This window comes from Pseudomonas sp. DC3200b2 (assembly GCF_049895785.1).
GTDB lineage: Bacteria > Pseudomonadota > Gammaproteobacteria > Pseudomonadales > Pseudomonadaceae > Aquipseudomonas > Aquipseudomonas massiliensis.
In genome coordinates this window covers 647,732-670,724 of the sequence record NZ_JAFCTA010000003.1, presented here as the reverse complement: position 1 = coordinate 670,724, position 22,993 = coordinate 647,732, and the positions used below count along the sequence as shown (strand labels likewise).

Annotated in this window: 14 protein-coding genes; 9 read left to right on the top strand and 5 right to left on the bottom strand. The window is 66.2% G+C overall.

Annotated elements, in window-relative coordinates:
* Window positions 1-3 precede the first annotated feature (3 nt).
* From ACP691_RS12400 to tpx, 5 genes are all read right to left on the bottom strand, one after another.
* Window positions 4-1,449 (bottom strand): efflux transporter outer membrane subunit, encoded by a 1,446-nt coding sequence (locus ACP691_RS12400; RefSeq protein ID WP_426153927.1) that lies wholly within the window; start codon window positions 1,447-1,449, stop codon window positions 4-6.
* Window positions 1,446-4,553, bottom strand: coding sequence for an efflux RND transporter permease subunit (locus tag ACP691_RS12395; protein WP_426153925.1), 3,108 nt, complete (start codon window positions 4,551-4,553; stop codon window positions 1,446-1,448). The genes ACP691_RS12400 and ACP691_RS12395 overlap by 4 nt, the downstream gene beginning before the upstream one ends.
* The gene (locus ACP691_RS12390; RefSeq protein WP_426153923.1) at window positions 4,550-7,738 is read right to left on the bottom strand and encodes an efflux RND transporter permease subunit; all 3,189 of its coding nucleotides are present in this window, start codon (window positions 7,736-7,738) and stop codon (window positions 4,550-4,552) included. The genes ACP691_RS12395 and ACP691_RS12390 overlap by 4 nt, the downstream gene beginning before the upstream one ends.
* Complete coding sequence (locus tag ACP691_RS12385) at window positions 7,735-9,042, bottom strand: MdtA/MuxA family multidrug efflux RND transporter periplasmic adaptor subunit (RefSeq protein WP_426153921.1); 1,308 nt, start codon at window positions 9,040-9,042, stop codon at window positions 7,735-7,737. The genes ACP691_RS12390 and ACP691_RS12385 overlap by 4 nt, the downstream gene beginning before the upstream one ends.
* Before the next feature lie 171 nt (window positions 9,043-9,213).
* On the bottom strand, window positions 9,214-9,714 hold the full coding sequence (tpx, locus tag ACP691_RS12380) for a thiol peroxidase (protein ID WP_426153920.1): 501 nt from the start codon (window positions 9,712-9,714) through the stop codon (window positions 9,214-9,216).
* Between the two features lie 346 nt (window positions 9,715-10,060).
* Between tpx and moaA the strand changes: the two genes are divergently transcribed.
* From moaA to ACP691_RS12335, 9 genes are all read left to right on the top strand, one after another.
* Window positions 10,061-11,059: a GTP 3',8-cyclase MoaA gene (gene moaA, locus ACP691_RS12375; RefSeq protein ID WP_426153919.1), complete on the top strand. Its 999-nt coding sequence runs from the start codon at window positions 10,061-10,063 to the stop codon at window positions 11,057-11,059.
* Between the two features lie 132 nt (window positions 11,060-11,191).
* Window positions 11,192-12,151, top strand: a complete 960-nt coding sequence (locus tag ACP691_RS12370) for an AAA family ATPase (RefSeq protein WP_426153917.1) — start codon at window positions 11,192-11,194, stop codon at window positions 12,149-12,151.
* A 10-nt stretch (window positions 12,152-12,161) separates the two neighbouring features.
* The gene (locus tag ACP691_RS12365; RefSeq protein WP_426153915.1) at window positions 12,162-13,121 is read left to right on the top strand and encodes a DUF58 domain-containing protein; all 960 of its coding nucleotides are present in this window, start codon (window positions 12,162-12,164) and stop codon (window positions 13,119-13,121) included.
* Window positions 13,118-13,627 (top strand): DUF4381 domain-containing protein, encoded by a 510-nt coding sequence (locus ACP691_RS12360; protein WP_426153913.1) that lies wholly within the window; start codon window positions 13,118-13,120, stop codon window positions 13,625-13,627. Before ACP691_RS12365 ends, ACP691_RS12360 begins: the two co-directional genes overlap by 4 nt.
* Window positions 13,620-14,684 (top strand): vWA domain-containing protein, encoded by a 1,065-nt coding sequence (locus ACP691_RS12355; RefSeq protein ID WP_426153911.1) that lies wholly within the window; start codon window positions 13,620-13,622, stop codon window positions 14,682-14,684. Before ACP691_RS12360 ends, ACP691_RS12355 begins: the two co-directional genes overlap by 8 nt.
* Before the next feature lie 8 nt (window positions 14,685-14,692).
* The gene (locus tag ACP691_RS12350) at window positions 14,693-16,468 is read left to right on the top strand and encodes a VWA domain-containing protein (protein ID WP_426154000.1); all 1,776 of its coding nucleotides are present in this window, start codon (window positions 14,693-14,695) and stop codon (window positions 16,466-16,468) included.
* A gap of 2 nt (window positions 16,469-16,470) precedes the next feature.
* The gene (locus ACP691_RS12345) at window positions 16,471-18,078 is read left to right on the top strand and encodes a BatD family protein (protein ID WP_426153909.1); all 1,608 of its coding nucleotides are present in this window, start codon (window positions 16,471-16,473) and stop codon (window positions 18,076-18,078) included.
* 17 nt (window positions 18,079-18,095) lie between these two features.
* A complete protein-coding gene (locus tag ACP691_RS12340) occupies window positions 18,096-19,328 on the top strand; it encodes an exonuclease SbcCD subunit D C-terminal domain-containing protein (RefSeq protein WP_426153907.1) in 1,233 nt (410 codons plus the stop codon).
* Window positions 19,325-22,960 (top strand): AAA family ATPase, encoded by a 3,636-nt coding sequence (locus tag ACP691_RS12335; protein ID WP_426199702.1) that lies wholly within the window; start codon window positions 19,325-19,327, stop codon window positions 22,958-22,960. Before ACP691_RS12340 ends, ACP691_RS12335 begins: the two co-directional genes overlap by 4 nt.
* The last annotated feature ends 33 nt before the right edge of the window (window positions 22,961-22,993 follow it).

Genomic DNA, 22,993 nt, shown 5'->3' with positions numbered 1-22,993 from the left:
CCCTCATTCCGCACGCCAGCCCCCGCCGAGCGCCACGATCAGGTTGACACTGGCTACCAGCCGGTTCTGCAGCAGGTCCAGCACGCTGCGCTCATTGCTCAGCGCGGTGGCCTGGACATTGACCACATCCAGGTAACCGATCAGGCCGGCCCGGTATTGATTGGTGGTCAGACGCAACGACTCCCGTGCCGCCCCCAGCGCCTCATCCCTGAGCACCGCTTCATCCTCATACACCTTCAGCTGGCTGAGGTAGTCCTCCACCTCGCGCATGCCATCGAGAACCGTTTGCCGATACTGGGCCACGGTCTGGTCATAGGCCGCTTCGGTGCGCTGAACCTCGGCCGAGCGTTGCCCGCCATCGAACAGGGTCAAGGCGAGTTGCGGCCCCACCGACCAGTAGCGGTTCGGCAGGCTGAGCCAGCGCGCGGAGCTGCTCGAACTGTAGCCACCGCTCAGGCTGAGGGTGAAGTCCGGGTAATAGGCAGCCTTGGCCACTCCGATCTGGGCGTTGGCGGCGATCACGGTACGCTCCGCCGCGGCGATGTCGGGACGCCGCTCCAGCCAATGGGAAGGCACCTGTACCGGCACGGCAGGCAGCGCCGGTACGTCGGCAGCTTCCGCCAGGCTGAAATCGGCTGGGGGCACTCCTACCAACACGGCGATGGCGTTTTCCAGTTGAGCGCGCTGCCACTGAAGGTCGACCAGCTCGGCCTCGGTGGTCTTGAGCTGGGTACGCGCCTGGGCAATGGCATCGCTACCTGCCACGCCGGCCCGGTATTGATTCTCCGTCAGGGTCAGCGAGCGACGATAGGTGTCGACCGTGGCCTGCAGCAGCCGTTTCTGCGCATCGAGCACCCGCAATTGCAAGTAATTCTGCACCAATTGAGCCTGCAAGCTCAGGCGCATGGCAGCCAAATCCGCCTGGCTTGCCCCAGCGTTGGCAATATCGGCTTCCAACCCACGGCGCAGCTTGCCCCAGAGGTCGGCTTCCCAGCTCACCCCGAGTTGGGCGTTATAGGTATCGCGAATGCCGCTGCTGGCATTGCTCAGGCTCGAGCCGCTGCTGCCGCTGCCCTGGGCGGCGCGGGTCTTGCCCACGTTGAGTCCCACGCTGGGGAAGAAGGCGCCGCGGGCGCTCCGCACCAGGGCCTGGGCCTGGCGGTACTGGGCTTCGTATTGGGCTACAGTCTGGTTACCGGCATCGAGGCGAGCGACCAGCGCATCGAGTTGCGCGTCCCGGTACAGTGCCCACCACTGCCCGCGCTCGAGCTCATCAGCCGGCGCTGCCTGACGCCATCCCTCGGCCTGCTTGAATTGCGCCGGGGTGGCCACGGCCGGGCGCTGGTAGTCGGGGCCCACCGCGCAACCGGCCAGCCAGCCCGCGCAGCAGGCCAGCAGCAAGGGCTTCAAAGCCAGGCGGGAAACGCAATACAGGGGCGGCAGGGTCATATGGGGGTTTCCAAGGCAGCATCGGTACGCACGCCGCGCCAACGGTTATAGCGATGGCGCAGGCGGTCCAGGGCGAGGTACACCACAGGGGTGGTATAGAGGGTCAGAATCTGGCTCAACAGCAATCCGCCGATGATGGCCAGCCCCAGGGGCCGGCGCATCTCTGCGCCATCTCCCGTGCCAAGCAACAAGGGCAGCGCGCCCAGCACCGCGGCCAGGGTCGTCATCAGAATGGGTCGCAGGCGCAGCAGGCACGCCTGACGGATCGATTCCAGTGGTGCCAGGGCCTGTTCTCGCTCCAGCTGCAGGGCCAGGTCGATCATCAGGATGGCATTTTTCTTGACCACACCGATCAACAGGAACAGCCCAAGCAGCGATATCAGGCTGAACTCTCCCCCGGTCAGGTAAATCGCCAACAACGCCCCCACGCCTGCCGAGGGTAGCGTAGAGAGAATGGTCAGCGGATGAATGTAGCTTTCATAAAGAATGCCCAGGATCAGATAAACGCCCACCAGTGCGCCCAGGATCATCCACGGCTGGCTCTTCTGGGCATCCATGAAGGCGTTGGCGTTGCCACCGGCCTTGACGATCAACTCATCGGGAATCCCCAGGCCCGCCAGGCCGCGTTCGATGGCAGCCGTGGCCTGGTCCAGGGGCACGCCGGGCGCCAGGTCGAAGGAAATGGCCTCGGAGGCGAACTGGCCATCGTGGCTGACGGTATCGTCGGCCAGGCTGTTCTCGTAGCGTGCAATGCTGGCCAGCGGGATTCGCTTGCCGCTGGCGGCGATCACCTGAACCTGGTCCAGGGTGATCGGGTCCTGGGCGTAGCGAGGGTCCACCTCCATCACTACCTGGTACTGATTGAGGGTGTCGTAGATGGTGGAAATCTGTCGCTGGCTGTAGGCGTTGTTCAGTACGGTCATCACGGTATCCATATCCACCCCCAGGCGCTTGGCCTGGTCGCGATCCACCACCAGGGTGACCTGCGCGGTGCCGGCACCATCCCGGGCATCGATGGCGGTCAGTTCGGGCAGGCCACGGAACAGGGCCACCACCTTGGGGAACCAGGTCCGCAAGGTTGCCAGGTCACCGCTCTGGATCACGTATTGATACTGGGAGCTGGCGTTGTCCCGGGCACCGCCGAATTGCAGGTCCTGGTCCGCGAACAGCATCAGGCGGCCGCCAGGGATTTTCGGCACGCTGCGGCGCAGCCGCTCGATCACCTGCTGAGCCGACACCTTGCGTTCGGCCAGGGGCTTGAGCCGCACCAGGATGGTCGCGTTGTTGGTGCCGTTGTTGCCGCCCAGGGTCGCTGCCACGCTGGCCACCGCCGGGTCGGCCAGGATAGCGTCGCGGAACTGATGCATCTTGGGCTGCATGACGGTGAAGGACAGCCCATCGTCGCCTCGGATGTAGCCCATCAGTTGGCCGGTGTCCTGTTGCGGCATGAAGGTCTTGGGCACCACAACGTAGAGCGCCACGTTGAGTACGATGGTCGCCAGCAGCGACAAGAGCGTCAGTACCGGGTGGCGTAGCACCCAGCCGAGGGTGCGGTCGTACCCGGCCATCAGCCGCTGATTGGCCGCCTCGCTCCAGCGCTCCAGGCGATTGGGCTGGCCGGGCTGCCGGGCCTTGAGCCACCGCGAGCACAGCATGGGAGTGAGCGTGAGCGACACCAGCAAAGACACCAGCACCGCGGCCGCGAGCGTGATCGAAAACTCCCGGAACAGGTTCTGGATGATTCCGCCCATGAACAGGATCGAGAGGAAGACGGTTACCAATGACAGGTTCATGGCCAGGAGGGTGAAGCCTACTTCGCGGGCGCCTCGGTAGGCGGCCTCGACCGGCGCCACGCCATCGTCGATATGCCGGGCGATGTTCTCCAGTACCACGATCGCATCGTCCACCACCAGCCCGGTGGCGAGAATCAGCGCCATGAGCGACAGGTTGTTCAGGGAAAAGCCATACAGGTACATCACCGCGAAGGTACCGATCAGCGACACCGGCACCGCCAGGGTAGGAATCAGCGCCGCCCGGGCATTGGCCAGGAACAGGAACACCACCAGCACCACCAGCACCACCGCGACCAGGAGGGTCCGCTCGGCCTCGTGCAGCGTAGCCTTGATCACCGTGGTGCGGTCCATGGCCACGTCCAGTGCCACGTTGGCCGGCAGCAGAGAGCGCAGGGCCGGCAGGTGCCCCTTGATGGCCTCTACCGTCTCGATGATGTTGGCCCCGGCCTGCCGGTTGATCACCAGCAGCACGGCGTCCTGGCGATTATAGAATCCGCTGTTGTAACGGTCCTCCACGGCGTCGCTGACCTTGGCCACATCGCCCAGGCGCAGGATGGCCCCATCCTGCTGACGGATGATCAACGGTCGATAGTCCTTGGCCTGCTCCAGCTGGTCGTTGGCCTGGACCTGCCAGGCATGCTGGGCGTCCTCGACGAAGCCCTTGGGTTGGCGCACATTGGCGCCATCGATGGCGCTGCGCACGTCATCCAGGGCGATACCGTACTGGTTCAGCCGGGCCGGCTCCAGCTCGATGCGCACCGCCGGCAGCGAGCTGCCGCCGATCTGCACCTCCCCCACCCCGCTGACCTGGGCGAGAGTCGGGGAGAGAATGGTCGAAGCCAGGTCATACAGGCGCCCTTTATCCAAGTAGGGCGAGGTCAGCGCCAGCACCATGACCGGCGCCTGGGACGGGTTGATCTTCCTGTAGGTAGGCATGCTTTTCATGCCGCTGGGCAACAGGTTGCGGGAGGCGTTGATGGCCGCCTGCACTTCCCTGGCCGCGCCGTTGATGTCCCGACCTTGCTCGAACTGCAGAATCACCCGGGTCGAGCCCTGGCTGGAACGGCTGTTCATGCTGGTCACCCCGGCGATGGCGCCGAAGGCGCGCTCCAGTGGCGTGGCGACCGACGAGGCCATGACTTCCGGGCTGGCCCCGGCCAGGTTGGCACTGACCACGATCACCGGGAAGTCCATCTGCGGCAACGGGGCCACCGCCAACTGGCCGAAGCTGATCCCGCCCAAGAGCATGATCGCCAGGCTCAACAGCATGGTCGCTACGGGTCGCCGGATGAACGGGCCTGAGAGGTTCATGCTTGTACCTGGGCCGGCACCCGCCGGGCGAAGCGGCGGCTCATCCGGTCGAACCACAGGTAGATGACCGGGGTAGTGAACAGAGTCAGCAACTGGCTGACCAACAGGCCGCCTACCATCACCAGCCCCAGGGGCTGGCGCAGCTCGGCGCCCGAGCCGCTGGCGAACATCAATGGCAGGGCGCCGAAGAGCGCGGCCAGGGTGGTCATCAGGATGGGGCGGAAGCGCAGCAAGGCGGCTTCATGGATGGCGGCTTCGGGCGCCAGGCCGCGACCACGCTCGGCTTCCAGGGCGAAGTCGATCATCATGATGGCGTTCTTCTTGACGATCCCGATGAGCAGGATGATCCCGATGATGGCGATCATGCCCAGGTCCTTGCCGCTGAGCAGCAGCGCAAGCAGCGCCCCCACCGCCGCCGAAGGCAGGGTCGAAAGAATGGTGATGGGGTGGATGTAGCTCTCATACAGCACGCCAAGCACGATATACATGGTGACCACGGCCGCCAGCACCAGCAGCAGGGTACTTGACAAAGAGGCCTGGAAAGCCGCCGCCGCGCCCTGGAACGACGTCTGCACGCCCAGCGGCATGCCGATGTCCTGCTGCACCTGCTCGATCACCTTTACCGCATCGCCGAGCGCTACGCCTTCGCCGAGGTTGAAGGACAGGGTGACGGCCGGGAACTGGCCCAGGTGCGAAATGGCCAGCTGGGCCTGGCGTTGCTCGATCCGCGCCAGGCTGGACAGACGTACCTGGGTAGCCGCGGTGATCGCGGTGTCACCGGTGCTGCCGTTGGCCGCCGACCCGGTACCGCTGCTCAGCGACGTACCGCTGTCGCTGCTGGCCGAGCCTGCGGCGCTGGCCTTCACATATAACTGCTCCAGCGCCTGGGGGCCGATACGCCCGCCATCGGCGGACTGCAACACCACCCGGTACTGGTTGGCCTGGGTATAGATGGTCGAGATCTGCCGCTGGCCGAAAGCGTCATAGAGCGCGTTGGTGATATCGGTAACCTTCACCCCCAGGCGCATGGCCGCGTCGCGGTCGATATCCAGGTACACCTGCAGGCCTTTGTCCTGAAGGTCACTGGCCACGTCGCGCAATTCCGGACGCTGGCGCAGGGCATTGACCAGCCTGCCGGACCATTGCGCCAGCAGTTCCGCGTCTGGCGAGGCCAGGCTGAACTGATACTGGGTACGGCTGACCCTGTCTTCGATGGTCAGGTCCTGGACCGGCTGCATGAACAAACGCACCCCTACCAGATGATCCACCTGGGGTTGCAGGCGGTCGATCACCTCGGCGGCGCTCAGGTCACGCTGCCCGTGGGGCTTGAGATTGATCAGCAAGCGGCCGCTGTTGAGGGTGGCATTGTCGCCATCCACGCCGATGTACGAAGACAGGCTTTCCACGGCGGGATCGCGCAGGATGATCTCGGCCAGCGCCTGCTGGCGTTCACTCATGGCCTGGAAGGACACCGCCTGGGGCGCCTCGGACACCGCCTGGATGAAGCCGGTGTCTTGCACCGGGAAGAAGCCCTTGGGCACCAGCAGGTACAGCACCACTGTCAGGGCCAGGGTCGCGAGCGCCACCAACAGGGTCAGTGGCTGGTGACGCAGCACCCAGCCCAGCCCGATGGAATAGCGTGCCACCAGCCAGTCCAGCCAGGCGCCACTGGCGCGATAGAAGCCAGACTGCTCGCTCTGCGCCGGCTCGCGCTTGAGCATGCGGGCGCACATCATGGGGGTCAGCGTCAGAGACACTACCAGGGAAATCAGGATGGCCACCGCCAGGGTAATGGCGAATTCCCGGAACAGACGGCCGACCACATCTCCCATGAACAGCAACGGAATGAGTACCGCGATCAGGGAGAAGGTCAACGAAATGAGCGTGAAACCGATCTGCCGGGCGCCCTGGATGGCCGCCTGGAATGGCGTTTGGCCTTCTTCTATATGGCGGGCGATGTTCTCCAGCATCACGATGGCGTCGTCGACCACGAACCCCGTGGCGATGGTCAGGGCCATGAGCGTGAGGTTATTCACCGAAAAGCCGGCCAGGTACATGACGCCAAAGGTACCGATCAGCGACAGCGGAACAGTGATGGAAGGAATCAGGGTTGCGCTCAGCCGCCGCAAAAACAGGAAGGTGACCAGCACCACCAGGGCAATGGCGAACAACAACTCTTTCTGCACATCGCGCACCGAGGCCCGGATGGTCTGGGTGCGATCGCTCAGAACGGTCACGTCGAGCCCGGCAGGCATGCTGGCGGTCAGGCCGGGCAGCACGGCCTTGACCCGGTCCACCACCTCGATCACGTTGGCCCCCGGCTGGCGCTGGATATTGAGCAGCACGGCCTGGCTGCGATTGGCCCAGGCGGCCAGGCGCTCGTTCTCGGCACCGTCGACGATCTCGGCCACATCGCGCAGGCGCAGGGGCGCGCCGTTCTTGTAGGCAAGAATAAGGTTGGCGTATTCCTCCGGGGAGCGCAGCTGGTCATTGGCGTCGAGCATCGACACCCGAGTGGGCCCGTCGAAGTTGCCCTTGGGCTGGTTGACGTTGGAGGCCCCGATCAGGCTGCGGACGTCCGCCAGGTTCAGGCCCGCCGCCGCCAATGCCTGGGGGTTGACCTTGATGCGCACCGCATGGCGCTGGCCACCGGCGATGCTGACCATGCCGACGCCGCCGATCTGCGCGATCTTCTGGGCCATCCGGGTGTCCACCAGGTCGTTCACCTTGGGCAGGGGCAGGGTCTTGGAACTGATGGCGATGGTCAGCACCGGCGTATCGGCCGGGTTTACCTTGTTGTACACCGGAGGCGCGGGCAAGTCGTTGGGCAACAGGTTGTTGGCCGCGTTGATGGCCGCCTGCACTTCCTGCTCGGCCACGTCCATGTCCAGGGCCAGGCTGAACCTCAAGGTAATCACCGAGGCGCCGCCGGAGCTGGTGGAGGTCATCTGGGCCAGGCCGGGCATCTGACCGAACTGACGTTCCAGGGGCGCGGTCACGGCGCTGGTCATCACCTGAGGGCTTGCCCCGGGGTAAAGGGTCATCACCCGTATGGTGGGGTAGTCCACCTGCGGCAACGCCGAGACAGGCATCAGCCGCCAGCCAATGAGCCCGGCCAGCACGATCGCCAGCATGCTCAGGGTGGTGGCGACCGGACGGAGGATGAACAGCCGCGACAGGTTCATGCGCCAGCCTTGGCGCCAGGCGCGACTTCGCTGGCTGGGGTGCCTTGCAGTTGTTCGCCGGCGCCGGACGGCAAGGCGCGGTTGTCCTTGACCACTTCCACCTCACCACCATCGCGCAGGCGGTCGGTGCCCTCGAGCACGAGGCGATCGCCCTGGGCCAGCCCGCTTTCGATAACCGTGCGCTGTCCGTCGCTGGGGCCTACCTTCACCTGCCGCACCCGGACCTTGCTCGCGCCCTCGAGCACATAGACGAAAGTGCCCTCGGCGCCGAACTGGATCGCCGGGGCGGGGGCCAGCACGGCTTGGCGGAGCGTATCCACCAGCAGGCGCACGTTGACGAACTGGTTGGGGAACAGACGCTCATCCTGGTTCTCGAAGCGCGCCTTGAACTTCAGCGTACCGGTGGCCGTGTCGATCTGGTTGTCGGGGCTGGCGAGCACGCCATTGGCCACCCGCTCACGGTCGGCGCGGTCCCAGGCCTCGACCAACAGGCTGCGTCCCTGGCGATACTGGGCCAGCACAGGGTCGATCTGGGTTTCCGGCAGCGTGAAGGCCACGCTGATCGGTTGGGTCTGGGTCACCACCGCCACCGCCGTGGTGTCATTGGCGGACAGCAGGTTTCCCGCGTCGAGCTGGCGCAGGCCGACCCGACCGGAAATGGGGGCGCGGATATCGGTGAACTGCAGGTTCAGACGCGCGTTTTCAACGGCCGCGGTGTTGGTCTTGACGGTCGCCTGGTACTGGGCGACCAGGGCTTCCTGAGTGTCGAGGGTCTGCCGGGCAATGGAATCCTGGGCGAAGAGTTCACGATAGCGCTTGAGATCGACCTGGGCGTTCCTGAGCTGGGCCTGGTTTTCGCCCAAGGTCCCCTGGGCCTGCTCCAGGGCGATGCGGTAGCTGCGCGGGTCGATCTGCGCCAGCAGATCACCGGCCTTGACGGCCTGGCCCTCGCGGAAATTGACCTTGACCAGCTCGCCGGCCACCCGGGGGCGAACGTTGACCGTGTTCAGTGCGGTCACCGTACCCAAGGCCTTCAGGTAAACCGGGAAATCCCCCAGCACCACCTCCCCCACCCGCACGGGAGTGGGCCCGCCAGCATCGCCCCAACCCGGGCGCATGGGGTTGGCGCCCGGCCGGCGCGCATGGCTTTGCCCGTTGGCCGTTGCCTGCTCGCCAGCAGCGCCCTTGTTGGCGCCACGGTGCGTCCAGTACCAGGCGGCAGCGCCAATGGCCACCAGGAGCACGACGGCGATTGCCCCACGACTAAGCAGTGGGGAACGGGAGTTATGCGAACGATCGACCATGGCGCGGCTCAGCTTTCCTTCGGGAGGCTGAACGATAAGCACTGCGGCGCCATTCGCAAAGCGCATTTACCGGTCTTTTACGTATTGGCAACAGGGTGTTACCAAACTGACACACTTCAGATGACAGCGCGGGGAAGGCGCACCACGACCGCGGCGCGCCAGGGGAAAAGCTTACTTCAATACCGCCAGAGCCGCGTCATAGTTGGGCTCCTGGCCGATTTCGGACACCAGTTCGCTGTGCAGGACCTTGTTCTGCTCGTCCAGCACCACCACGGCGCGGGCGGTCAGCCCCTTGAGCGGGCCCTCGGCAATGGCCACCCCGTAGGCTTCGATGAACTCACGGCCGCGCAACGTGGACAGGTTGACTACGTTCTCCAACCCCTCGGCGCCGCAGAAGCGGCTCTGGGCGAAGGGCAAGTCCGCCGAGATGCATAGCACCACCGTATCGCTGAGCTTGCTGGCCTCAGCGTTGAACTTGCGCACGGAGGTGGCACAGGTGGGGGTATCCACGCTGGGGAAGATGTTCAGTACCTTGCGCTTGCCGGCGAAGCTCTCAAGGGACTTGTCGCTCAGGTCGCCGCCAACCAGGGAGAAAGCGGGCGCGATGTCGCCTGGCTGCGGAAGCTGGCCGTCGATGCGGACCGGGTTGCCTTTGAGGGTCACTTGAGCCATGGAGCGATTCCTTCTATCGGGTTTAACAGAAGTCGCGAGTTAAGCACGAATCGCCAGGCGGAACCATGTGCCATGCGTATCAAAATCCATGGAGCGCGGCTATATCAAGCCAGTCTTGATGCCCGGGCTCAGCAAAGACGAACCGGCCACCATTGATAAGGTCTATGAGATGATCGCTACAAGCGATTGGACGCTGAGCGGTATCGGTCTTAACGTGCCTGAGGTCCACAGACGATCTGGCGCGGACCGTGACATCGTGGCTGGGCATCTTTGTGGCCTGTCAGGAAGTGCCTTAAGGGGCCGCCTGTCAAGCCAGCGCAACCGAAACATCATTCATGAGGCCTCAATGGCGCAGCGGCATCTGACCGACGGTTTTGCGAGACGGGTCGACTATCTTCGGATGTCGGTGACCGACCGCTGCGATTTCCGCTGCGTGTACTGCATGGCCGAAGATATGACCTTCCTGCCGCGCCAGCGCATCCTCACCCTTGAAGAGCTGCATGAGATGGCGCGGGCCTTCGTGGCTCTGGGCACGCGCAAGATCCGCCTTACGGGAGGCGAGCCGCTGGTACGCGCGGGGGTGGTCGAGCTTTGCGCGCGAATCGCCGCCCTCCCCGGCCTCGAAGAACTGTGCATGACCACCAACGGGTCGCAGCTGGCGCGCCTGGCCGTTCCCTTGCGCGAAGCTGGCCTCGCCCGCCTCAATATCAGCCTGGACAGCCTGAACCCGGAGCGTTTCCGGCAGCTCACCCGCACCGGCGACCTGGCCCGGGTGGTCGCCGGTATAGACGCGGCGAACGCGGCGGGCTTCACCTATACCAAGCTCAACTGCGTGGTGATGAAAGGGCGCAACGATGACGAAATCAACGACCTGGTCGCCTTCGCCATCGACCGCGGGCTGGATATCAGTTTCATCGAGGAAATGCCCCTGGGCGTGATCACCGAGCACAGCCGGGCCGAAGCCTTTTTTTCCAGCGAGCAGGTACGCGAGCGCATCGCCGAACGCTACACCCTGGTGCCTGCAACGGATACCACCCACGGCCCATCCCGCTATTGGCGCCTGGCCCAGGCCCCGGATACGCGGATCGGCTTCATCTCGCCCCACAGCCACAACTTCTGCGCCACCTGCAACCGTGTCCGCCTTACCGTGGAAGGCCGTCTGCTACTCTGCCTGGGCAACGAACACTCGGTCGACCTGAAGGCCATGCTTCGTGCCCACCCCGGCCAGCCGGAGCGTTTGGAACGCGCCATCATCGAGGCCATGGCGATCAAGCCGGCACGGCATGATTTCAGGCTGGATGACCAGGTACAGGTAGTGCGCTTCATGAACATGACCGGCGGCTGAGCCCCACAGAGCGCTGCCCGGCAAGCGCAACGGAATACCTTTCCCCGGCGCCATGCATTAAAATAGTGGCCCTCGAGGCCAAGGCCTCGCCCGTTACGCCAGCTTTTCCGGCGGCCACCCAGGTACTCATCGATGGAACATCGTGAAGCGCTCATCGCGCTGCGCAGCTTTCTCTCCACCCAGATTCTCGGCCAGGACAAACTCATCGATCGGTTGTTGATCGTGCTCCTGGCAGACGGCCACATGCTGGTGGAAGGCGCGCCCGGGTTGGCCAAGACCAAGGCGATCAAGGAGCTGGCCGAGGGCGTCGAGGCGCAGTTCCATCGCATCCAGTTCACTCCCGACCTGCTTCCGGCGGACATCACCGGCACGGAAATCTACCGACCCGAAACCGGCAGCTTCGTGTTCCAGCAAGGGCCGATCTTCCACAACCTGGTGCTGGCTGATGAAATCAACCGGGCTCCGGCCAAGGTACAGTCGGCGCTGCTGGAGGCCATGGCGGAGCGGCAGGTAAGCGTGGGCCGCAGTACGTATGACCTTTCGCCGTTGTTCCTGGTGATGGCTACCCAGAACCCCATCGAGCAGGAAGGCACCTACCCGTTGCCCGAAGCGCAGCTCGATCGTTTCCTGATGCACGTGAAGATTGGCTTCCCAGACGCTTCGGTGGAGCGCAAGATCCTCCAGCAGGCCCGTGGCGAGGCGCTTAATGGCGAAGCCAAGCCGGAACGTCGGGTGAGCCAGCAGGCGATCTTCGCGGCACGCAAGGAGATACTCGGCTTGTACATGGCCGATGCCGTGGAGCAATACCTGGTCCAACTGGTGATGGCCACGCGCGCGCCGGCCAAATATGACGCCGAGCTGGCCGAATGGCTGGCCTACGGCGCCAGCCCGCGTGGCTCGATTTCCCTGGACCGCTGCGCCCGGGCCCATGCCTGGCTGGCCGGGCGCGACTTCGTCAGCCCCGAGGACATCCAGGCCATGATCTTCGACGTGCTGCGTCATCGCATCATCCTGTCCTTCGAAGCCGAGGCCGCGGGGGTCGACCAGGATCGGGTCATCCAGCGCATCCTCGACGTCGTGGCCGTGGCCTAGGGTCAGCCCCATGAAGAGCCTTGCCCGGGCCGCGCCCACCATCGCCGTAAGCCTGGCCGAACTGATCGAGATGCGCCACCGGGTGCGCGAGGTCCAGCTGTTTTCGCGCCCTGGCCAGCGCAGCCCGCTGATCGGCCTGCACCACTCCAAGCTGCGCGGCCGCGGGGTGGATTTCGATCAGGTGCGGGTCTACCAGGCCGGGGACGATGTACGCAACATCGATTGGCGCGTCACAGCGCGCACCCAGGAGCCCCACACCAAACTGTTCCATGAAGAGCGCGAGCGGCCGATCTTCATCCTGGTAGAGCAGAGCCGGCAGTTGTTCTTCGGCTCGGCCCGAGCCTTCAAGTCCACCCTGGCCGCGCAGATTGCCGCCCTGTTCGGCTGGGCGACCCTGGAGCATAACGACCGGGTAGGCGGGCTAGTGTTCGGTGACCTGGATCACTACGAAATCAAGCCACGGCGCAGCAAGCAAAGCCTGTTGCAACTGCTCAACCGCCTGGTTCGAGTCAATGCCGCGCTCACCACCGATGCCCGCCCCGCTTCGGACCCCTTGGGCAGCGCGCTGCGCCGGGCCCGGGAAGTGCTGCGCCCCGGCAGTCTAGCCATAGTGATCTGCGATGAACGCGCGCTGAGCGACGCGGCCGAGCAGCAGTTGAGCCTGCTGTCACGACACTGCGACCTGTTGCTGTTGCCGATCAGCGATCCCATGGACCACGCCTTGCCAGCCGCCGGCTTGTTGCGCTTCGGTCTGGGCAGCGCGCAGCTGGAAGTGGACACCAATGACACTGAGCTGCTGCGCGCCTACAAGGCCTCGGCACAACACCGACGCGGCCGGTGGCAGCGGCTGGCGCAGAAGCTTGGCGTTCTGGTGCTGCCGCTCAGTACCCAGGCCGACCCGGTCGATCAATTGCGTGAATACACCAGTAGCCGCCCACGCCCGGGTACCTGGGCCGGGACTGCCCCATGAACCCCCTGGACCGCCTGCATCCCTTGATCGAGCCGACGCCAGTGCCCTTCTGGCCGCCAGCGCCCGGTTGGTGGTTGCTCGCGGCCGCGTTGCTGTTGACCTTGGCCGCCGCCCTGCGTTGGTACCGTCGCCCCTCCCCGGCAGTGGATGAACCGGCCCAGCCGGCCCCCCTCAACGACCCGGGCATCGACCCGGTGCGCCTGGAAGCCCTGGCCGAGCTGGCGCTGATGCCGCGTCCCTATGGCGGCGCCCCGGCCGGCGCCTGGCTTGCCCAGCTCAACGCCCTGCTCAAACGCATCTGCCGCAACCACTACCCCAATGCCAACAGCCATACCCTCAACGGTCGGACCTGGCTGGCGTTCCTGGACAATCGCTGCCCGGCGGCGGGCCTTACGCGCTGGATGATCCTGGTGGAGGGGGTCTACCGGCCCGAATGCAGGCTCGATGACAAGGCGATCCAGGGTCTCTACCAGGCCGTGGACACCTGGATTCGCAAACATGCTTGAGTTCGCCTGGCCGCTGGTCTTCCTGCTGCTGCCACTGCCCTGGGTGCTACGGCGAACCTTGCCGCCAGCGGAAACCGGCGAGCAGGTGCTGCAGGTCGGTTTTCTTGACGAACTGGCCGCTCTCAGCCGGGGTCGCGTCAGCCGGGGCCTGCCCGGCTGGCGTCAGCAACTGCCCTACGCGCTGGTGTGGCTCTGCCTGGTGCTAGCGTGCGCCCGCCCTCAGTGGCTGGGGCCGCCGTTGCCCATGCCGGCCACGGGACGCGACCTGATGGTGGCAGTGGACGTTTCCGGCTCCATGGATTACCCCGACATGCAATGGCACGGGGAAAGCGTAAGCCGCCTGAGCCTGGTCAAGCATCTTCTTGGCGATTTCCTTGAAGCGCGCCAAGGGGACCGGGTGGGCTTGATTCTCTTCGGCACCCAGGCTTATCTGCAAGCGCCGCTCACCTTCGACCGGCGCACGGTACGCACCTGGCTCGACGAAGCCCAGGTGGGCATCGCCGGCCAGACCACCGCCGTCGGCGATGCCATCGGGCTGGCGATCAAGCGCCTGCGGGCCCGGCCGGCTGACAGTCGCGTGCTGGTGCTGGTCACCGACGGGGCCAACAACGGCGGGCACATTTCGCCATTGACCGCCGCCCGCCTGGCCGCCGCCGAGCAGGTGCGCATCCATGCCATCGGCATCGGCGCGGACCCGACGGCAGCGGTTGCTGGCACGCCTCTGGGCACCAGCCCGCGCAATGATCTGGACGAAGCCGCGTTGCAGGCGATCGCCAGCGCTACGGGCGGTGAATATTTCCGCGCTCGCGACGGACGCGAACTCGACGCCATTGGCCAGGCCCTTGACCGACTGGAGCCGGTCAACCAGCAGCCGACCCGAGTACGACCTGTCCAGGAACTGTATCACTGGCCCCTGGTCACGGCTGTGCTGGCTACCGCCGCCTTGATGATCCAACGGCTGCTCCCCCTCGCCCGACGCCTGCCCTGGCTCGCGCCGCTGTTACCGGCCTTGGCCGCTCTTCGCGCTCGCCTGGCTCGGTTGAGGCCCCGCCCATGATCGATGCCTTGCTTGCATGCTTGCCGCACTGGTCACGGCCAGGCTGGTTCCTTGCCTGGCCCCTGCTCGCAGGGTTGTGCTGGGGCCTGTGGTTGCGCCGACGCCGCAGCGGGCGTTGGCAGGCGCTATTGCCGCGGGCTTTTCACGGCACGCTTTTGCGCGGCAGCCAGGCTCGGGCCCAGCACTGGCCACGGGTGCTGCTCGCCATGGCGGCCGTGTTGGCAGGACTGGCCCTCGCGGGGCCGGGCTGGCGGCGGGACCAGCCGCTGAGCCAGCGCCCTGACGACCCCTTGGTGATCCTGCTGGCGCTGACGCCCGACATGCTCGCCCAGGACGTCTCGCCAGACCGTCTCAGCCAGGCGCGGCGCAAGATACTCGATGTGCTGCAGCGGCGCGCCGAGGCGCAGACGGCCATCGTCGTCTATGCCGGCAGTGCGCATACCCTGGTGCCGCTGTCCGATGATCAGGCCACCAGCGCCAACCTGCTCGAGGCCTTGAAGCCTTCCCTCATGCCCGAACCCGGGCAGCGCGCCGACCTGGCCGTGCGCCAGGGCCTGGACCTGCTGGCCCAGGCCGGCCAGGGTCCGGGGCGTCTGCTGTTGATCGCTTCCAGCCTGACCGACGAGGAGCGCGCCGGCATCGACCACTGGCTGGGTCGGCGGGCGCCGCCCCTGTTCATACTGGGTGTGGGCAGCCGGGAAGGCGCCGCGGTGCCGCTGGAGAACGGTGAGTTGCTCAAGGACCCCCGTGGTGGTATCGCCCTTGCCCGCCTCGACGCGGATGCCTTGACGGCCACCGCGGCCAGTGCCCATGGCCGCTATGAGACAGCGCGAATCGACAGCCATGACCTGCGCGCCCTGGGCATGCTCGATGGTGGTCACGGGTCGTTCGGTGCCGAAGCGGCACTGGAAAGCCCATCGGACCGTTGGGCCGACCAGGGGTATTGGCTGCTCTTGCCTTTGCTGGGGCTCGCTGCCCTGGCCGGACGACGTGGCTGGCTGCTGTGCCTACCCCTCTCGCTGGCCTTGGGCGCAACGCCTTCGCCGGTCTATGCCTTCAGCCTGGCCGACTTCTGGTGGCGCCCGGACCAGCAAGGCCAGCGTCTGCTCATTCAAGCGCCAGACGAGGCGGCCGCGCGGTTCAGCGACCCTCGCTGGCAGGGCGTGGCCCTCTACCGGGCCCGACAATACGCCGAGGCGGCCAAACGTTTCGCCCAGGGCGACAGCGCAGCCGACCATTACAACCGCGGCAACGCACTGGCGATGTCCGGGAAGCTGGAAAGCGCGCTCGATGCTTACGAGCAGGCACTGGAACGCGACCCCGCCCTGGCCATCGCCCGTGACAACCAGGCTCTGGTCAGGTCCATGCTGCAAGCGCGGCAGGCGTCAGTACCCGGGACACCGCCCGCCGCCCCTTCGGCGCCAGCGAAAGAACCGCCGGCTGCCTCTATCGCCCCCAGTGGGCCGTCACCGGGTCCGGGCGTTCCATCGGCGGCCATGCCGCCAGCCCATACAGGCACGGCGACCCCGGACAGCGCCGCATCGACCACTAGCTCCCTAGCGTCCGGTGCCACTGCCGATGGGAATAAAGACGACCGCCTTGGCAACCAATCGGGCGCTTCGCAGGCGAGCGCATCCCTGAACAACGGCCCGGCGCTGGAGCGCTACCCGGAAGACGAAGCCCGGCAATCGCTGGAGCAATGGCTGCGACAGATACCGGACGATCCGTCAGAATTGCTCCGGCGCAAATTCTGGTATGAACAGCGACAACGGCAGGAACAATAGTGATGAGTCGGCTCTACGCCTTTCTTCTATGCGTGCTGGCGCTGGCGCTGCCGCTCCCGACAGTGGCTGCGGTACTGGTCGCCAGCGTGGACCGCGCTCATCTGGCCGTGGGCGAATCCTTCGAGCTAAGCCTTGAAACCGGTGACGCGACCCTGTTCGGCCGGCCGGACACCGCGCCCTTGGAAGCGGACTTCCGCGTTGGCGATGTTCGCCAGGTAAACCGACCAGCCAGCATTGCCGACGACCGGGCTGCCAGTACCCGCTGGATTGTTTCCCTGGTCCCGCTTGGCAGTGGGACCCTGACCATTCCTGCGCTGCAGGTCGGCGACCTGCGCAGCCAGCCTATCGTCGTACAGGTGCTGGACGCCCCGACGGCCACCCCAGCCAGTACTGCGCCTGTGTTCATCGAGGCCAGCCTGGACCAGGAGCGGGTGTATGTGCAGGCCCAGACCATTCTGACCCTGCGGGCGTACCACAGCGTGGCCCTGTACGATGACAGTCTGTTCACCCCTCCTGAACTCAGTGACGCCCGAGTAGAGCCGCTGGGCCCACGGCGCGCCTACGAGAAGGTAATCGATGGGGTGCGTCATGGAGTCATCGAAACTCGCTATGCCCTTTATCCGCAACGCAGCGGTGAGCTTGTCCTGCCCCCGTTGATGTTCACCGCCACCACGGTGGCCAGCGATGACAATGGACGTCCTCGCCCTGGCGCGCAGGTGCGGGTCGCCTCGGCGAGCCTGAGCCTGAAGGTATTGCCCAAGCCCGGCGTTTACCCGGCCGACGCGGCCTGGCTGCCGGCCCGCGGCCTGAGCCTGAGCGAAACCTGGAACCCTGCACCGGAGACGGCCTCGGTGGGGGAGTCCCTGACGCGCACCCTGACGCTCAAGGCCGAAGGGCTCTCCAGCGCACAGCTTCCACCGCTGCCCGATGGCGCGGTGGATGCAATGCGTCGCTATCCCGACCAGCCGCGGCTGGACGACCAGCACACCGAGCGCGGACTGGTGGGAAGCCGACAGGAGCGCGAGGCCCTGGTGCCCAGCCGGCCTGGCCGCAGCGAGCTGCCTGCCGTGGACATCGTCTGGTGGAATACCCGGGAAGATCATTTGGAACATACCAGCCTCCCCGCCCGTGCGTTCGAAGTCCAGCCGGCGGCCGAGCCAACCGGCGTCACTTCGCTGCCCGGGCCCGCCGTGCCGGGCCCGCTGTGGCCGTGGCAACTGGCGACCGCGCTATTGTCGCTCACCACCCTGCTCGGCTTCGGCCTGTGGTGGCGGGCCCGCTCCCGGCCCGCGGTGGCCCGGCTTGCAGCCGCCGGCCCCAGCAGTCGCGGCCTGCTCGACGATCTCAAGCGAGCCTGCCTGAACAATGATCCTCAGTCGTCGCGCCAGGCGCTGGATGCCTGGGCGCGTCAACAGTCCGAGACCCTGGCGCAGATGGCCGTGCGTCATCCGCCGCTGTCCGATGCCCTTGATGGCCTCAACGGCGCGCTCTACAGCGAAGCCGGCCGCTACTGGCAAGGCCGTCGCCTGTGGCAGGCCGTCAGTAGCCTACCCAATGGTGGCCGCCCCGCAGGGGCCGAGGAAAGCCTGCCGCCGCTCTACCCCAAATAGTTTCTCGAGGCCTGCCAATGCGCTTGCTGCACACTTCCGACTGGCACCTGGGGCAGAGCCTCCATGGCCAGGACCGCGACTATGAACACCAGGCCTTTCTGGGCTGGCTGCTGGCACGCATCCAGGCGCTGGTACCGGACGCCCTGCTGATCGCCGGCGACATCTTCGACACCGTGAACCCCCCGCTCAAGGCCCAGGAGCGGCTCTACGACTTCATCGTCAGCGCCCATGAGGCCCTGCCCTCCCTGACCATCGTGATGATCGCCGGCAATCATGATTCTGGCTCGCGCATCGAATTGCCCGCCCCGCTCATGCGTCGACTGCGCACCCACGCCCTGGGGCGCGTGCTCTGGCTGGACGATGGCCAGCTCGATTGCGAACGGTTGCTCATCCCCTTGCCTGACGCCCATGGCGCCATCGCCGGCTGGTGCCTGGCGCTGCCCTTCCTGCGCCCGGCGGAGGTCACCGGGCCTCATCTGGGTGAGAACTACCTGAGCGGCATCGCCCTGGTGCACCAGCGCCTTATCGCCGCGGCCAATGCACGCCGCGCCCCCGGCCAGCCGCTGATTGCGATCAGTCATGCACACATGGCCGGCGGCGCGGTTTCCCTGGACTCAGAACGCAGCCTGGTCATTGGCCACGCCGAAGCGCTGCCGGCCAGCCTGTTCGACGACAGCGTGAATTACGTTGCCCTGGGGCACCTGCACAAGCCGCAGCAGGTCAACGGCGAGCAGCGACTGCGCTACAGTGGCTCGCCCATTCCACTGTCTTTCTCAGAAGTGGACTACCCCCATCAGGTGCTGCAGGTGGATTTCGTCGGCGACCGCCTGGAGCAGGTGCAGCCGCACCGGGTTCCACGGGCGGTGGACCTGCTACGGGTCGGCCCGGCCCCGCTCGATGAAGTACTGGCGCGGCTGGCCGCGCTGCCCCAGCCTGACCTGCTCGCCGAGGTGGTGCAGCATCCCTGGCTGGAAGTGCGGGTCACCTTGAATGAACCCCAGCCCGAACTGCGCGCCCGGGTAGAGGCGGCGCTCGATGGCAAGGCCGCGCGTCTGGTGCGCATCGCGGTCGAGTATCAGGGCCGGAGCGCTGGCGGTTGCGAAGGTCCCCTGGAGCAGTTGGAACAGCTCAGCCCGCAGCAGGTTTTCAGCCGCGCCTGGGAGGAGCAATACGCAAGCCAGGTGGATGACGCCACCCTGGCAGACTTCCTGACTCTGCTGCAGGAAGAGCAGACGGAGCACCAGCCTTGAAGATTCTTGCCATTCGACTGCGGAATCTGGCTTCCCTGGCCGGGCCCGTAGCCCTGGATTTCACCACCGAACCCCTGGCCAGCGCCGGCCTGTTCGCGATCACTGGCCCCACCGGCGCGGGCAAGAGCACCCTGCTCGATGCCCTCTGCCTGGCGTTGTTCGGCGCGGTGCCCCGGCTCGGGGCCACTGCCCGGGACGCCAAGGTACCCGACGCCGACGGCGAAATTGCCATCTGGGACCCGCGCAACCTGCTGCGCCGCGGGGCCGGCGCAGGCTTTGCCGAAGTGGACTTCCTCGGGGTGGACGGGGTGCGCTACCGGGCCCGTTGGGAAGCCAACCGCGCCCGGGACAAGGCTGGAGCCAAGCTGCAACCGAGCCGGCAAAGCCTGTTGGACCTGGACAGCGACCGCCTGCTGGCAACCCAGAAGAACGAGTACCGACCACTGCTGGAAGCGCGCCTGGGGTTGAATTTCGAGCAGTTCACCCGCGCCGTGCTGTTGGCCCAGAGCGAGTTCAGCGCTTTCCTCAAGGCCAACGACAACGAGCGCAGTGAACTGCTGGAGAAGCTTACCGACACCGCGCTCTACAGCCGCCTTGGCCGCCGTGCCTACGACAAGGCACGGAGTGCGCGCCAGCACCTGGAAAACCTGCAGGCTCAGGATGGCGCGATCCAAGCCCTGGATGAACAGGCTCGCCGGGACCTGGACGAGCGCCTCGTCATGGCCCGGACAACCTTGAGCGGCTCTCAGGAAGAGCGGCGAATGCTTGAGGTCCAGCGACAGCACCAGTTGGAGACCGAGCTGTTGCTGGCACAGGCCCATGCCGCCACCGAGGCTGTGGCTCAAGCGCAGAATCAGTGGCAGCGGCAGGAGGGGGAGCGTCAAACGCTCACGCTGCTGCAGGCCCTGGCGCCCCAGAGAGCCGTGCTCGAGCAAAGCCGTCGCCTGGATGTACATCACCAGAAACTGGTCGAGGCGCTCAACGAGGCCCTGACAGCCAGGGCTATCGCCGAGCAGGCCAGTGAAGTCGAGCAGGGAAAGGTCGCCGAAGCCATGGCTTGCTTGCAGCGGGCGACCGAGGCTCAGGCCGAGGCGGCGCCCGCCTTGCGCCAGGCCCAGGACCTGCAAGCCACCCTGCAGCTGTTGGAACAGGAACTCGCGCCGCGCCAGGCGCAATGGGCCCAGGTGGAGCGTGATGTCGAGGCCGGGCGCACGGCGCTGACCGCGCTAGAACAGGCACAGGCCCAGGGAGATACGGTGCTGCACGCGGTACAGGCGCGTCTGGAGGCAAGCGCCGGGCTGGCCCGCCTGGCCAGTGCCTGGACTGCCTACCAGCCGCGGCTGCGCCAGGCCGTGGAGGCAGCCCAGCGGGTCAGCGATCTCCAGGCCAAAGCCTCGCCACTGAAGCAGGACGCCGAACGGGCAGGCCAGGTCCAGGCTGACCTTCAGGCCCGCTTGCACGAACTGGCGGCCAGGCTCGGCGGCACCGAAGACTTGGGCGAGCGACTCAAGCTATTGACCGATCTGCTGCGCGACAACCGCGACGGCCTGCAGGCCTTGACCTCTCTGGATGAACATTGGCGCCGCTGTGCCCAGGCACAAGAGCGCCTGGCGGACTTGAAGGCGCAACAGCAGGCCTTGACCAAGAAGCGCCATACCTGCATCGAGCAAGGCCAGGCTGTCAAGGCGGAACACGAAAGAGCCAGCCAGGCCCTGGACGTGACCGCGCAGGTACTGGAGCGGCAGCATCTGGCCCGGCTTCGCGCCGGTCTGGTGCCGGGCGCGCCCTGCCCAGTGTGCGGCAGCGAGGATCACCCCGGCGAGACGGCAACCCGCGCCGAGGTCGCGCTGCAGACGCTGGAAGCACAGGACCTGGCCGAAATCGAAACGGCCCAGGCGCGGGTCAATGCGCTCGCCGAACAGCTGGCCGAGCTGCGTGCCGAGGTACGGGGCCTCATCGATCGGCTCAAAGCCTTGCATGAGCAGCAACAGCGCGAGCAGGCTCAACTCACCGCCGCGCTGGACGCCTTGGGAACGCTCGCGCGCCAGGACGAACTGCTGGCGATACCCGAGCCCCGGCGCCAGGCCTGGCTCAACGACGCCGTGGCCCGGCTGCGCGAACAGATCTCCCGCGATGAAGAGCAACTTCAGGCGTTGCTCGCCGCCCAGGCCGAGGCAACGCAGCTGCAGCAACAGCTGCGTCAGGCGCAGCAGCGCAGCGACGAGGCGGCTGCACAGTGGCGTGAGCACCAGGCATCGCTCGAGCGTGAGCGGCAACGCTTCGAGGATGAGCTGGACGGGTTCGGTAGCCTGCTGCCGTCCGCTACCCTTGTCGCCCTGAGGGCAGAGCCGGTTCAGGCGCGCGAGGCGCTGGAACGCACCCTGGCTGAACGCTTGAGCCTGGAGGAACAGCATCAGGCACAGAGCCTCAGTCAAAGCCAACGGGCCCAGCATATCCAGGTGGCGCAGGCCCAGCTCGTCCTACTGGACGATCAGGCGCGGGAACAGCGCGTCGCCCTTGAGCAGGCCCAGAAGCGCCTGGAAGCGCTGCGCGAGACGCTGACCGAGCAGCTGGCGCCTCATGCGAGCGTGACGGCCTGGCAGGCGCAGCTGGACACAGCCGTGATTCAGGCGCGGGATGCCCAGGCGCAGGCCAATCAAGCGCTGCAACTGGCGCGCGATCAAGCTCTGCAAGCCCAGGCCCAGGCGCGAAGCCTCGAAGAGCAACTGACCGCCAACGAAGCCGAATACGCGGAGCTGACCCAGCGGCTGGCAAGCTGGCGCGCCGGGCATCCAACCCTGGACGATTCGACCCTGGCGCATTTACTGACCTTGGGCGAATCCGACATCGAGGCCATGCAGGCAAGGCTGGGCCAGGCCCAGCGGTCGCTGGAACAGGCTCAGGCTGTGCTTGCCGAGCGCCAGGCGCGCGTCCAGGCTCATCAAGGGCAGGCGCCCGCGGCCAGCCGGCCCGCCGAAGACTTGGCCGCGGCACTCGTTGAAATCGAAAGCACCTGCCAGTTGCAGGAGCAACGATGCGCCGAGTTGCGTGCCGCCCAATTGGAAGACGATCGGCGCCGACAGGCCCGGGATGCGCTCGCCGCGCAGCTTGCCCAGGCCCAGGCTGAACATACGCGCTGGGCCCGCCTATCGGCCCTGATCGGTTCGGCCGAAGGTGATCGGCTACGCAAGATCGCCCAGGCCTACAACCTTGACTTGCTTGTCCGCCACGCCAACGCGCAGCTGCTGCAACTGGCGCGTCGCTACCGGCTCAAGCGTGGCGGCAGCGCACTTGGGCTACTGGTGGTAGATACCGAAATGGGGGATGAAGTGCGTTCGGTCCATTCCCTGAGTGGCGGCGAAACCTTCCTGGTTTCCTTGGCACTTGCGCTGGGCCTGGCCTCCATGGCATCGAGCAGCTTGAAGATCGAATCCTTGTTCATCGATGAAGGCTTCGGCAGCCTGGACCCCGAATCACTGCAATTGGCCATGGACGCCCTCGATAATCTGCAAGCCCAAGGTCGCAAGGTAGCGGTCATTTCCCACGTGCAGGAAATGCACGAGCGCATCCCGGTGCAGATTCAGGTGCAGCGTCAGGGTAACGGCTTGAGCGAGGTACGGGTGGTGCCTTGAACGGCGGCGGCCGCTCAAGCGCCCGCCGCTTGG